This window comes from Paenibacillus sp. FSL k6-2145 (genome assembly GCF_037976585.1).
Lineage (GTDB): Bacteria > Bacillota > Bacilli > Paenibacillales > Paenibacillaceae > Paenibacillus.
Window position 1 is genome coordinate 2,410,070 of record NZ_CP150267.1, and the last position, 13,729, is coordinate 2,423,798.

A 13,729-nucleotide genomic window follows, 5' to 3' on the forward strand; every position below is an offset into this window, starting at 1 on the left:
ATGGATATTGTCTGAACGAATAAAAAAAGAAACACTGCCATCCCATGGGAAACGGATTCCGGCATATGTATGGGTGACCCTTGGGGTGACGCTGCTAACTTTGCTGCTTCATGCCATCGGCATGAGCGGTGATCTGGTTAACGTAGCGCTTGTATACCTGTTTCCCGTACTGGTGAGTGCCGTGTATTGGGGAATGGGGCCAGCTGTATATGCCGCCAGTTTTAGCGTCATTATGTTTGACTTCTTTTTTGTACCGCCGTATTTGAGCTTTACGGTTGAAGACTTGAGGTATCTCATTTCCTTTGTCGTGTATCTTGCGGTGGCGATCCTGACAGCGAGTCTTGCAGGTCGATTGCGACAACAACTGGAGATGGTAAAAGCACGCGAGGCCACGACTAACTCCCTGTACGCATTGAGTCGTCAGATGACAGCCATTACGGATCTGAATACGTTGCTGGTTAACATTGCAACCCAAGTATCGCTTACCCTGGGTAAGCCAGCAGCTGTGTATCTTCCGGATGGACAGGGGGATTTGCTGGTTACAAGCTCTTCCGCATCCACACCCGCATCAGAAGGGGAAAAGGATGGCTGGGGAGATGGAGAGTCGGAAATTGCCATTGCCAAATGGGTGTATCATCACGGACAGATCGCAGGTAAGGGATCATCCGCTTTACGGGAATCTCCCGGACTTTACGTACCGCTACGCACAGAGGAGCAGATTCATGGCGTACTCGCCGTGAGCATGGACGCTGGCGAGATTCATGAGCAGCAAGAACAGCTTCGGCTGTTGGAGGCATGCGGTGGGCTGGCCGCAGGTGCCATTGCCCGAGTGAAGTTGGCGGAAGAGGCCCGGTTGGCGCAGATCACTGCTGAATCAGAGCGCATACGCACAGCGTTGCTGGACTCTGTCTCTCATGAATTGCGTACGCCCCTAACCGCCATTATCGGCTCGGCTACGGGATTGTTGGAGAATGATACTCTTTTTACACCCGAGGATCGGAGAGAATTAACAGGCAACATTCGGGATGGAGCTTTGCGCATGAATCGTCTCGTCACGAATCTGCTGGGTATGGTTCGGCTGGAGAGCGGCATGTTGCAACTGAACCGGAAATGGTGTGACGTGGGAGACATCATTAGCGTTGTACTGACACAAGTTCGGGGATTCAGTCCGCATCGCAACATTCAAGTTGACCTGCCTGATGACCCTGCCTTTATCTACGGAGATGAAGTATTGCTGGAGCAGGTGCTGGTCAATATCGTCAGCAACGCCATCAAATATTCGCCTGATGAGAGCCCGATTGTCATCACTGTGGCAAGCGATAAGAGTACAGATCAATTGACGATCTGGGTAGCTGATCAAGGCATCGGTATAACGGAAGCGGAAAGATTGCGTATATTTGATAAGTTCTATCGCTCAGAGTCGACTCAGCATGTCACAGGAACGGGACTTGGTCTGGCAATCTGCAAAGGCGTTGTGGAAGTCCACGGAGGTACCATTGTGGCAGAGCCGAATCCGGGTGGGGGAACGAGAATGCGTATAGATATCCCCATGGAGGCTCACGGATCGCCGTTTTCCTATTCAGAACAAGGAAAGGTTGAAGAATAACATGAACGCAACACTAGGGGCTCGCATACTGGTGATCGATGATGAGCCGCAGATTCGCAAATTGCTCAAGGTCACCCTTCAGGCACACCAATTCGAACTTCACGAGTGTGGAGATGGCGAAGAGGGCGTTATTCAGGCCAGTATTGTACATCCGGATTTGATCATCCTCGATCTTGGTTTGCCGGGCATGTCTGGCATGGAGGTCCTTCGCCGGATTCGCGAATGGTCGCAAGTGCCGATTATAGTGCTGACAGCGAAGGATCAGGAGGGAGACAAAATTGCCGCGTTGGATGGAGGTGCAGATGATTATGTGACCAAACCATTTGGAATGGGTGAGTTGGTCGCCCGTATTCGGGTGGCGCTGCGTCATGTAGCCAAAACGACGGATGAGCCGATACTGCGATTTGGATCACTCACGATTGATCTGGCCCAAAGGCAGGTCGAACTGGAGGGGGCTTTGGTCAAATTAACCCCAACGGAATATGAGATGCTGAAGGTGCTTGCCTCCAATGCAGGGAAAATCATCACTCAGCGCCAGCTTTTGCAGCAAGTATGGGGGGGGCATCATCATGAGTCCGACAGCCATTATCTTCGGGTATATGTGGGACATCTGCGTAAAAAATTAAATGAAGATCCAACGAATCCGCGATATATTCAGACGGAGCCTGGCATTGGTTATCGCTTTTTGCTCCCTACCGAGTAAGGTTCAACGCAGAGGGACATTTCTTAACAATAATGTGATGCACGCTTCAGCGGGTGAGCACTATGGAACGAACAAAACACCGTCCCCTTTAGCTGCAAAGGAAACGGTGCTTTTATATTATGACGTGTATTTTGGCAACCAGTCGCCGTGAGCTTCAATCAACTCATCACACATCGCTACGATGTCATCGATAGACAGCTCGGCAGCCGTATGTGGATCAAGCATGGCGGCGTGATAAATATGTTCTTTTTTGCCAGTGATTGCTGCTTCAATCGTCAGCAGTTGCGTGTTGATGTTTGTCCGGTTCAATGCCGCGAGTTGTGGAGGCAGATCCCCAATATACGTAGGGCTGATTCCTGATCCATCCACCATACAAGGTACCTCGACACATGCTTCACGCGGCAGGTTCGTAATCAGTCCGTTGTTCATGACGTTGCCGCCAATCTTGTACGGGTTATTCGTCTCCATCGCTTCGATAATATGCGATGCGTATTCACGGCTACGGGTATGTTCAATATTTTCGCTGGCAAACAGCTTGGTACGCATTTCTTTCCAGCCCTCAATCTGGTTTACACAGCGGCGTGGATACTCATCCAGTGGAATGTTGAAGCGTTCAATCAGCTCCGGGTAATTCCGCTTGATGAAGTAAGGGTGGTACTCGGCATTATGCTCAGAGGATTCCGTTACATAATAGCCAAAACGCTGCATCAGCTCAAAACGAACCATGTCGTCATGCTGTTCCTTCTGTTTTTCCTTCGCCAGACGTTTAATCTCAGGGTACAGATCCTGCCCGTCTTTGGTAACTTCGAGTAGCCACGCCATGTGGTTGATCCCTGCAATCTTAGCCACAACACCTGTCTGATCGATCCCCAGTGCATCAAACAGATGTGGTACACATACCTGTACACTATGACACAATCCTACGGTTTTGATCCCACCATGTACGTTCATGACGTTGGTAAGCACAGCCATCGGGTTGGTGTAGTTCAGGAACCACGCATCCGGACATACTTCCTGCATATCTCGGGCGAAATCCAGCATAACCGGAATCGTACGCAGATTACGGAAAATTCCGCCAATACCGAGTGTATCTGCAATTGTTTGACGCAATCCGTATTTCTTCGGAATTTCGAAGTCCGTAATGGTACATGGATCATATCCACCGACCTGGATGGCGTTGATGACATATTTGGCCCCGCGCAGCGCTTCTTTGCGGTCATGATATACGTTCACGACGCAACGACTTCCGAGTGAACGGGCCAGACTGGTCAGCAAACGCTCTGAATCGCTCAAACGTTCAGCATCGATATCAAACAATGCCAATTCAAAATCCTGCAGTGCTTCGGTCATCATGACATCACCCAATACATTTTTAACAAAGACGGTGCTGCCTGCACCGAGAAACGTAATTTTGTTCATCTTAAGTTCAGCCTCCCTGAAAAATGTTGTACCCCAACTATAGGCCGATTCGGCACATATAACTATGGCTCAACCCCTTTCAAACATGTCATAATCCCATTTTTGTTCCCGCTTTCAACTAATATGGAAGCACTTTAGCTGTTATAATATAAATGGACTAAATGAAGAGGTAAGCGGAACGAAGTCAGGATGGAGGGCGAAAAATGAGTCGCATTGAGATGAATGTGGTTCCCGCAGGCTGGACACAGATGGAGCTGATGTTGTTGTTTTTTGGGTGGGAGGCATGTGACCCTGCGCATTATTGGGGACCGGGTGTACGTGATTCTTACATTGTGCACTACATCCATGAAGGACGGGGCACCGTGTACATGGGGGATCAGGAATACAAACTTAGCGAGGGACAGGGTTTTGTCATTCTCCCGGACACACTTATTCAATATGAGGCAGATCCGCAGGAGCCCTGGACGTATTCGTGGTTTGGTTTTAAAGGCGTACAAGCCAAAGCATTCATGCAACGTGCCCAATTAAGCCCGGAGCGTCCGATATATGATGCCCAGGATACAAATACGATGGAACAGTTGTATACGGAGTTGGTCCAGGCTTCTACGCGTCCAGGAGGCGATGTGATGAATCAGAGTCTCTTGTATCGCTTGGTGGCAGAATTAATCTCTTCTTCGCCTGTGAAGGAAGAAATAGGGCAACTCCTTTCGAACAAAGAGACGTACATCCGGCAGGCGGTGCAGTTTATGGAGAACAGGTACAGCCAGCGAACTTCCATTCTGGATATTGCCCAAGCTGTGGGGCTGGATCGCACGTATCTATCGGGATTGTTCAAAGAGCGATATGGCATGTCGCTACAGTCCTTTTTCCTGGAGTACCGTATGAATCGGGCTGCCGAACTTCTTCAGAATCCAGGGCTGTCGGTAAGTGAAGTGGCACATTCGGTTGGCTATACAGACCCATTACTGTTTTCCAAGATGTTCAAGCGAGTGACGGGTGTGTCTCCGAAGGGTTCGAGAAATCGAGATTAGACGTATTTCAGAGTTTCAAATTTGAAAGAAAAGTTCTGATCATTATCGTCATCCCGCTATTCTGATACAGAAGTGTAATTGAATATGTGGAACTTGGTGCTTTGCCCGTGAGGGTGGAAGCTTAATAGGGAAGTCCGGTGTGATACCGGCGCGGTCCCGCCACTGTAACAGAGGAGTCAAGTAGCGATAATCCACTGCTTTAAGCCGGGAAGGAGCTGCAAGTGACGATGATTCTGGAGCCAGGAGACCTGCCAGGTTTAACAAACACAGTAGTACCCTACGGGAGATAGGAAGGTGTTTAGAGAGCATGATTTTTTCTGAAAATCTGTTTATTTAAGGCGTCTTCATCCAGTAACACGGAGAGAGACGCCTTTTTTGATAGAATTTATAAGTTTTCAGCGGAGCTGTGGACGAAGAACATCATGGAAATCATCATTTTTCTCATGAATTTTACTCCTCTCAATTGTGAATTTCTCTCCTTGATATGTACTTTTCAGGCCCTCGAAAAAAAACAAAAAAGGCCACGAATCCGCAGATTCATAGCCTTATGCTTTAAGGTCTCCAACATACGTAGTTCCATCAATAATCAATAAATCAAGAATACTCGATTTCCAAACATTTGAAAAGCACATATTCTTCTTACTCCAAATAAAGTCAGGCTATCGGTGTTCCATTAGGTAATGGGCTATCCGGTGAGAGCAAGACAACATCGCCTTCACCAGGCACGCCGCCCAGCACAAGTACTTCAGAGACAAAACCGGCAATCCGCCGGGGTGGAAAATTAACTACAGCAACGACCTGTTTGCCAATGATCATGTCAGGCGTGTATCGCTGAGTAATCTGAGCACTAGAGCGCTTAAGACCAAGTGGTCCGAAGTCGATCGTCATTTTAATAGCGGGTATGCGAGCCTTGGGGAAGGGTTCGGCTTCCACCACGGTACCAACCCGGATGTCATGCTGCATGAACTCTTCAAAAGTAGCCATAGGGGTAGATCTCCTTTCAACTATTGGGGACTATTATAAATGAAAAATCAACAAAAAATCCAGATTACGCTGTATCGTAACCTGGATTTCTGTTGTGTTGCTTTGAAACAAACTAAGCGCCGTTCCAATTTTCCCCGGTGAGGTATTTCTCGGTGAGGATGGATAACATCTGAATACCTACTTCATTATGTCCGCCTTCTGGAATAATGATATCGGCATACTTTTTGGATGGCTCGATAAAAGCATCGTGCATCGGTTTTACCGTTTCGAGATATTGTTTGTATACGGATTGGATCGTGCGTCCGCGCTCTTCAATATCCCGCAGGACTCTCCTTAGAATCCGAACATCAGAATCAGTATCAACAAATACTTTGATGTCCATCAGACTGCGAAGATGTTCATCAATCAGCACATGCAATCCTTCTACAATGACAATATGGTTCGGTGCCAGTTCAACCGTCTCATTGGCAGCACGGTTATCTATGGTGAAGTCATATACGGGAGCATACGCCGCTTGGCCTTTTTTCAACAGGGTGAGATGCTCAATCAACAGATCATTATCGAATGCAAACGGGTGATCGTAATTGGTGAGTCGGCGTTGCTCAGGTGTGAGCTGCGACTGGTCTTTGTAATAATTGTCTTGGGATATAAAAGTAACTTTAGCTGATCCCAGACGGTCTATGACGGAGCGAGCTACCGTCGTTTTACCGGAGCCGGTTCCTCCGGCGATACCAATAATGAGCATGGTTGTTCCATAAGCCTCCCTAAAATGGCAGCATGATGAATGGATAAAAGCCCATCAGAAATCCTTCGTTCATGGCCTTTATCCACATGTCTGTCTCTGAATACACAATTCTTTCATTGTACCATAGCACACGACTTTTTTCATCTTGGTGTATGGACCATGTTTTGCCTTCAAGGGGGTTATGCATGCTAATATTCATTTTACTGTATATCTTTGGATGATACTCCCCGTGGTGACTCCCGCAGCGTCATGAGGCGCTGTCCGATGGAACTTTTTGTGAACAGATTTAGGATGACAAAACCAAGTACACTTCCCGTTGTATTGGCTATTATATCGTTCAGATCAGTACTGCGACCGTTGCCCAAGGTTACTCGGAGCAGTAACTGTGTTATTTCAATGAGGATACTTACAGCCAATCCCGCTAATGCTGCTGTTCGCTTCGAATGAATCCAAGGCTTTATGAAAGGAAGCATGAACCCCAGTGGCATAAACAGCACGATGTTTAGGAGAAAGCTAGGTGCATCCGCGGTCAGGAGCGGAATCCATTGAATGCTTTGATACCATGGAGTCTGATTGGCATAGATTCCGATGTTCACGTCGATAGGGAAGAATACAAAATGCATAACGCCCAACATATATATGGCAAATGCGAGCATCGACACATACTCTCTGACCGTATACCTAGTTTTACTCACCCTGGCGTGGAGCATCAGGGCGAGCAGGACCAGAACGAATAATGGGCCAAGTACGATGGGAGATGAGATTGAATATTGGATGAACATGGAATGGCTCCTTCATAAGGAAATGAGATCAGGCTATTGAAGCTGAATCTTCATTTCCATTCCCTTAATGAATTGTGTGTCTTTAACCTCTTCAGCGAAGTCATCCTTGATCTCGAAAGGTTTCGCTATCAGATATTTTACATCCTTGGCTGTTGTGGCATATATGCGTTCCGATTTCAGTTGGTTACCCTCGTATATGCCCTCGCCGCTAAGTGAGGTCAGTTGCCGCCCTTGATCATCATAGACTGCAAATCCGATGTGACTCAGCTTTTCCTGCTCTTTTGCCGTAAGAGTACTCTTATCGTTCAAACTGATAACAGTAGTTAGACGAGTAGTGACAGGGGTAACCTCAGCTTCCGTAACAGAGGCAGTAAACAAATCGTTAGTCATGGCTGTGTTAGGCAGAACCTGATGAATGTTATCTGTTGATTTGGCAAATGGAACAGTCAGCGCGAACTCATGATCAATGCCCTGCAACGTCAATTGAACTTGAGCATCAAACTGATCTGGCCAATGTGCCGTTCCCTGATCGGAGGAAATGACCTGCTCAAAGAGCAGTGTATCTGGCTGCGTTTCTCCTACCGAACTATAGAACAGTCCGCTATTCGGAAGAGACCCGTCGACTTTGAAAAAGACATTCTCAATTCCGCTACTCAGTTTCACGATGTCCTTTCCATTGTCATATTCGCCTTGATTCAGATTAGGCGCAGTGAAATGAACCAGAAACGCAGCACGGGTACCATCATATACCGCTTCAAGCACTTCCAGTTTCACATCCTGGTAAGCGACCTTGCTGTTAACAGGGGTAGTCAAGCCTTCGTTGCCCGCCGTTCGCAGACCCATATCGGCTTCTATCGAGCTGAAGAGGCTACCCACGAGTGGGATATTGCGCAAGGAGGCAGCCATGGCCGGTGATACAAAGCCGGATGCAAATACGGTCACGCCCAATACTCCGGCTGCAATCGTCGCAGCTGCAGCCTTGTGCCATCGCTTGTTCTGGCGACTGGAGCCCGAAGTCTGTTTGGTTTTCAATGTGTCTGATGACGCCGGCAGAGATTCCAGTGTGGCATCAATCCGGTTACGAACGAGTTCAGACATCAGAGGACGCTCCTTCGCTTGGTTCTTTAATTCCTGATCGATATTAAACGGGTTTGACATGTAAGTTTACCTCCCGAAAATTTTTGAATTTCTGATATAACTCCTGCCTTGCCCGATTAAGTCTCATTTTCACTGCACTTTCGGAAATATTCAGGGCATCGGCGACTTGACGGAGGGACAGGTCTTCAAAATAATGCAAAACGACAACAATTCGTTTCGATTCCTCCAGACGGTCTACCGCTTCTCGCATATCGACCTCATCGTAGGGACTGGAATGCTCCCGCTTTTCTGAAGGTACTTCCGCATAAGTGGTGGAGAGAGAGCGGCGGGACAGCATCGTGTTGCATTCATTGATGAGGATGCGAAACAGCCAGGTTTTGAAATACCGGGGTTCCCGGAGTGTATGCACCGATTTGTATGCGTTCAGGATTGTCTCCTGAATGGCATCGGCCACGTCCTCCTCTTTTCGCAGCATGGATTTTGCCGTATTGTACAAAGAGTTTTCAATGTCTCGAATAAGCCGGATAAAAGCTTCACGATCTCCTTGGATGGCCTGGTTAACGAGATCGGTTGAACCCATGGATAACAGCTCCTTTCGTATTGTAGGGATGAAGTCAGCTCTTGGCTGGTTTTTATATGAATTAGACTGGCGAGTAGGGCATATGGTCACATTTTCTTTTTATAGTTTTAAAAAAGGGCGTTGTTATATATGACGTATCGGGTCTCTACGTTCCCTTCAATGACAAGAGTGGCTGATTTTTCCCTAAGATTGGATGATTGACTTTTTCAAAAACAGCACTATAATAAACTTATATTCATAACACGGACTGTTACTGGGGAAACCAGGCATGACCGAATTCGATTGCTTTACTGTAATCGCTTTCGGTCTTTTTTTATTTTTGTTGGGGGGTGAGAACATTGAAGGTTATCAAGAAAGTAAACAATAACGTGGCCATCGCTATTAATGAACATAACGAAGAGGTTTTTGTCGTAGGTAAGGGTGTAGGATTTCTGAAAACGCCCTATGAGCTGACGGAGACGGACTTGGTGGAGAAAATATTCGTAGCACCAAAGAACATCCGGATGTATGATCTGCTGAACAGTATTCCAATTGAGGATATTTATCTCGCGGAGGAAGTCATCAAGCTGGGCAGTCAGATCCTGAATAAAACATTTAACCCGAATCTGCTTCTCACCCTGTCCGACCATATCAGTTTTGCATTAACCCGAACCAGAGAAGGCATCCGTATCAAAAATCCGCTGGAATGGGAAGTGCGGACACTCTATCCGGACGAGACCCGGGTGGGGGAGGCTGCGCTGAAGCTGATTCAGGAAAAAACGGATATCGCTCTGCCAACAGCCGAAACAACACTGATTGCTCTGCATTTTGTTAATGCACAGGTGGGCTCTGGAGAGATGACGGATACCACCAAGGTAACCACAGTTACGGGCGAGATCCTGTCTGTGATCAAATATGCGCTCAAAATTGATTTTCAAGAAGACTCCATTCACTTTATGCGATTTGCCACACATATCCGATATTTCATTCTGAGGCAGATGAGCGGTAAATCGCTCAAAGACGAGAATGAATCTCTGTTCCTGATGGTGAAGGAGAAGTTTCCGAAAGAACTCGCTTGTGTGGAGAAGATTGCTGATTTCCTCAAAAATAATTATGGCTGGACCTGTTCCGATGATGAAAAATTATACTTGATTCTGCATATCCAACGATTGATTTCGAATGAACCAACGGAATGAACTAGTGAAGGAACTAACCGAATAATCCATATTGGACTGTTACTGATTCGATCAGGCATGACCAAGCGTAGGGAATGACGATTCCCCGGCTTGGTCATTTTTTATATATCCAATTTATTCATGTAGAGGAGAAGGGTCATGAACAACAAAGACTTGGCTAAAAACGTACTTGATCTCGTTGGCGGCGAGCAAAATATATCGGGTCTGACACACTGTGCAACCCGTTTGAGATTCGTATTAAAGGATGATAACAAAGCAGACCTCAAGGCGTTGGATCAGCTCGAAGGCGTGCTCAAGGCACAAAATTCCGGTGGACAGGTTCAGGTTGTTATCGGTGCCAAAGTAGACGCGGTATATAGTGAAGTGAAGAATCTAACTTCTGACAAGATTGGCGAGCTTACGGAGTCTACAGACAGTGGACCGAAAAAGAGACGTAACCCCATCAATGTAGTGCTTGAAACCATCGCAGGTATATTCACACCTGTTCTGCCAGCACTTGTTGGTTGCGGGATGATCAAGTGTTTGGCTACCGTTATAACTGCCATGGGTTACCTGGAAGGCTCCGGTTTCCTGACGATCATTAACATGATTGGGGACTGCATTTTCTACTTTATGCCATTCTTCCTGGCTGTTAGTGCAGCAAATCGTTTCAAAACCAATCCCTACTTGGCGGTAGCTCTTGCTGCGGGATTAATGCATCCAACTATTTTGAACGCAGCGGCTCAGATTGCTGAGACGGGTGTAAACAGTATTGATTTTCTCGGCATGCCGATTCTGTTGATGAAATATTCCTCTTCCGTCATTCCAATCATTTTGGCGGTATGGATTATGAGTTATGTGTATCCGATCGTCAATCGAGTGATTCCCAAGTTTCTGCAGGTCCTGCTTACCCCAATGATTGTTTTGTTTATTATGATTCCAGTGGAACTAATCGTGCTTGGCCCAGTAGGATCATATATCGGTGACTGGTTGACCAATGGTATCAACTCATTGTTCTCAACCGCAGGTGTTCTTGCTGGTGCGATTCTTGGATTTTTCAAACCGATCATGGTCATGTTTGGTATGCACTATGCCATCATGCCAATTCAGGTTCAACAAGTGGCTACATTGGGTGCAACCGTGCTGTTACCAACAGCACTGGCGGCGAATTTGGCTCAGGCTGGAGCAGCCTTCGGTGTGTTTGTCCTAACGAAGAGTAAAACGATGAAATCAGCGGCTGCTTCGAGTGGATTCACCGCGTTGTTCGGGATTACCGAGCCGGCGATCTATGGTGTAACGCTAAAATACAAACGTCCGTTTTTCGCAGGTTGCCTGGCAGGTGGATTAGTCGGTGGATTCTACAGCTTGGTGCATACAACAGCGAATGCAATTTCACTTCCAGGTGTATTGGCAATTGGCACGTATACATCTGATCGTTACATGTATGTTGTTATTGGTTGTATTGCCGCAGTTGTACTCGGGTTTGTGTTCACGCTGTTGGCTGGCATCAAGGAAGATACAGATGGAAGTAAATCGAAGCAGCAAGCTACGAATAAAGTAAATAGCAATCAGGCGGCAGTTGCAACGGACACTACTCCGGAGTCAGTGCCATCACAGACATCCACATCTTCTGACATGCTTATCGTTAGTCCAATGACAGGGGAGATCAAACCCATCTCTGAGGTAGAAGATCAGGCATTTGCCCAAGAGTTGATGGGTAAAGGCATTGCAATCGTTCCGACAGAGGGCAAAGTGTATGCTCCTTTTGACGGAGTAGTCGAGGCGCTCTATCGCACCAAACATGCTATCGGATTGAAAGCTGCGAATGGTGTCGAGATCCTGATTCATATCGGTGTGGATACCGTCAGTTTGAAAGGCAAATATTTTAACGCCCATATCGAGCAGGGACAGACAATCAAGGCCGGGGATTTATTGGTGGATTTTGATCCGGAGGGCATTACTTCAGCGGGCTACAACACCATTACGTCCATTGTCGTTACCAACATGCAACAGTACGGAGACGTGTTGACTACAGCGACCAGTGGCCCGATCCGGGAGAGTGAACCTTTGATCAAGCTGATTCCGTAAGAACTGCTCATCTTTTCATTAAGCTACAAGTTACAAGCTAGATGGTCTTAATAAGACTTAATAACAGGAGGAACTAAAATGACAAATTCCAATTTTCCAAAAGATTTTTTGTGGGGCGGTGCACTGTCTGCCTGTCAGGCAGAAGGAGCTTATAATGTGGACGGCAAGAGCCTGACCATTCCGGAAGTGATGAAATTTAACGAGAAGAACGATCGCAAAGTGACCAAGCAGATCAGAGTGAATTGGGAGATGATTGAAGAGGCCAGGAATGACCCGGATACCGTGAAATATCCGAAGCGCCGGGGGATCGATTTTTATCATAACTTCCGTGAGGATATCGCCTTGTTTGCCGAGATGGGTTTCAAAGTCTTCCGTTATTCCATTTCATGGGCGAGAGTATTTCCAGGTGGCGACGATGCCGCTCCGAACGAAAAGGCTCTAGAGTTCTATGATCAGGTTATTGATGAATGTCTAAAACAGGGTATGGAGCTCTTAATCACCATCAGTCACTTTGATACGCCAATTGTACTGATGGACAAGTTCGGAGGATGGTATAACCGCAAGTTGATCGATCTGTATGTGAACTATTGTGATGTACTGTTTAATCGCTACAAGGGCAAAGTGAAATATTGGGTGACGTTCAACGAGATCAACATGAGCGTGAAAGCATCGGCGAAGACGCTGGGAATCATTGATTATGACGCTCCGAATTATGAAGAAATGTTGTTCCAAGGGCTGCATCATCAATTTGTAGCTGCGTCCAGAGCAACCAAGATGGCTCATGAGATTGATCCGAATAACCAGATCGGAAGTATGGTGGCTTATTTTACAACATATCCTTACACTTGCAAGCCAGAGGACGCACTTCAGATGCAGCAGGATGATCAGATGAAAAATCAGTTCTATCTGGATGTGCTTAATAAAGGCGAATACCCTTACTATAGTAAAACGTATTTCAAAAACAAGGAAATCCAGTTGAACATTGAGGACGGCGATCTGGATAGCATTCGCGCACATACGGCTGATTTCGTGGGGATGTCGTATTACAACTCGATGATTTCCAGCAGTGATACAGAGCAACTCGAACTAACGGCAGGTAATGTACACAGCGTATATAAAAATCCGCATCTGCCCGCTAACGAGTGGGGTTGGCAGATTGATCCAATTGGCCTGCGTTATACGCTTAATCTCGTCTATGATCGTTATCAAAAACCAGTCTTCATTCTGGAGAATAGCTCAGGCTTCTATGATAAGCTGAATGAAGATGGAACGATCAACGATCCATACCGGATTGATTTCCTGAGTAGACATATCGAACAGATGGGACTCGCCATTGCCGATGGGGTCGAAGTTCTTGGTTACACGATGTGGGGACCCATCGACATGATCAGTTCAGGGACTTCCGAGATGAGCAAACGTTATGGATTTATCTACGTGGATCAGGACGATTATGGCAACGGTACGCTAAAAAGATATCGTAAAGATTCGTTCTTCTGGTATCAGAATGTGATCCGTACTAACGGAGCAGAACTGTAACAG

At 46.7% G+C, this 13,729-nt stretch carries 12 protein-coding genes and 1 riboswitch; of the genes, 6 read left to right on the top strand and 6 right to left on the bottom strand.

All coding sequences use genetic code 11. The features are described from left to right. Positions 1 to 7 precede the first annotated feature (7 nt). Together NZ043_RS10640 and NZ043_RS10645 are read left to right on the top strand one after the other, a co-directional pair. Entirely contained in the window at positions 8 to 1,606 is a 1,599-nt protein-coding gene (locus tag NZ043_RS10640) for an ATP-binding protein (protein WP_339311731.1), read from the top strand. A gap of 1 nt (position 1,607) precedes the next feature. After that, positions 1,608 to 2,309 carry a response regulator gene (locus NZ043_RS10645; protein WP_339311733.1) on the top strand — a complete coding sequence of 234 codons (702 nt, stop codon included), beginning with the start codon at positions 1,608 to 1,610 and terminating at the stop codon, positions 2,307 to 2,309. A gap of 117 nt (positions 2,310 to 2,426) precedes the next feature. Here NZ043_RS10645 and NZ043_RS10650 read toward each other — a convergent pair whose 3' ends face one another. Next, positions 2,427 to 3,728, bottom strand: a complete 1,302-nt coding sequence (locus tag NZ043_RS10650) for an alpha-glucosidase/alpha-galactosidase (protein WP_339311735.1) — start codon at positions 3,726 to 3,728, stop codon at positions 2,427 to 2,429. Positions 3,729 to 3,931: 203 nt separating this feature from the next. Here NZ043_RS10650 and NZ043_RS10655 point away from each other — a divergent pair, with 203 nt between their 5' ends. After that, the gene (locus NZ043_RS10655; protein ID WP_339311737.1) at positions 3,932 to 4,759 is read left to right on the top strand and encodes an AraC family transcriptional regulator; all 828 of its coding nucleotides are present in this window, start codon (positions 3,932 to 3,934) and stop codon (positions 4,757 to 4,759) included. 77 nt (positions 4,760 to 4,836) lie between these two features. Further along, positions 4,837 to 5,030: riboswitch (cobalamin riboswitch) on the top strand. A gap of 383 nt (positions 5,031 to 5,413) precedes the next feature. On the opposite strand, the gene csaA is transcribed toward NZ043_RS10655, so the two are convergent. From csaA to NZ043_RS10680, 5 genes are all read right to left on the bottom strand, one after another. Further along, positions 5,414 to 5,743 (bottom strand): chaperone CsaA, encoded by a 330-nt coding sequence (gene csaA / locus NZ043_RS10660; protein WP_047841512.1) that lies wholly within the window; start codon positions 5,741 to 5,743, stop codon positions 5,414 to 5,416. Positions 5,744 to 5,855: 112 nt separating this feature from the next. Then, positions 5,856 to 6,488 carry a uridine kinase gene (gene udk / locus NZ043_RS10665; protein ID WP_036616377.1) on the bottom strand — a complete coding sequence of 211 codons (633 nt, stop codon included), beginning with the start codon at positions 6,486 to 6,488 and terminating at the stop codon, positions 5,856 to 5,858. 200 nt (positions 6,489 to 6,688) lie between these two features. Continuing rightward, a complete protein-coding gene (locus tag NZ043_RS10670; RefSeq protein ID WP_339311739.1) occupies positions 6,689 to 7,270 on the bottom strand; it encodes a VanZ family protein in 582 nt (193 codons plus the stop codon). Between the two features lie 33 nt (positions 7,271 to 7,303). Beyond that, the gene (locus tag NZ043_RS10675; RefSeq protein ID WP_339311741.1) at positions 7,304 to 8,428 is read right to left on the bottom strand and encodes a DUF4179 domain-containing protein; all 1,125 of its coding nucleotides are present in this window, start codon (positions 8,426 to 8,428) and stop codon (positions 7,304 to 7,306) included. Next, entirely contained in the window at positions 8,412 to 8,948 is a 537-nt protein-coding gene (locus NZ043_RS10680) for a sigma-70 family RNA polymerase sigma factor (protein WP_091038726.1), read from the bottom strand. The genes NZ043_RS10675 and NZ043_RS10680 overlap by 17 nt, the downstream gene beginning before the upstream one ends. A gap of 329 nt (positions 8,949 to 9,277) precedes the next feature. Between NZ043_RS10680 and NZ043_RS10685 the strand changes: the two genes are divergently transcribed. The 3 genes from NZ043_RS10685 (at position 9,278) to NZ043_RS10695 (ending at position 13,726) form a co-directional block, all read left to right on the top strand. Continuing rightward, the gene (locus NZ043_RS10685; protein WP_235200849.1) at positions 9,278 to 10,123 is read left to right on the top strand and encodes a PRD domain-containing protein; all 846 of its coding nucleotides are present in this window, start codon (positions 9,278 to 9,280) and stop codon (positions 10,121 to 10,123) included. A 138-nt stretch (positions 10,124 to 10,261) separates the two neighbouring features. Next, on the top strand, positions 10,262 to 12,190 hold the full coding sequence (locus NZ043_RS10690; protein WP_339311744.1) for a beta-glucoside-specific PTS transporter subunit IIABC: 1,929 nt from the start codon (positions 10,262 to 10,264) through the stop codon (positions 12,188 to 12,190). Positions 12,191 to 12,268: 78 nt separating this feature from the next. Then, entirely contained in the window at positions 12,269 to 13,726 is a 1,458-nt protein-coding gene (locus tag NZ043_RS10695) for a family 1 glycosylhydrolase (protein ID WP_339311746.1), read from the top strand. The last annotated feature ends 3 nt before the right edge of the window (positions 13,727 to 13,729 follow it).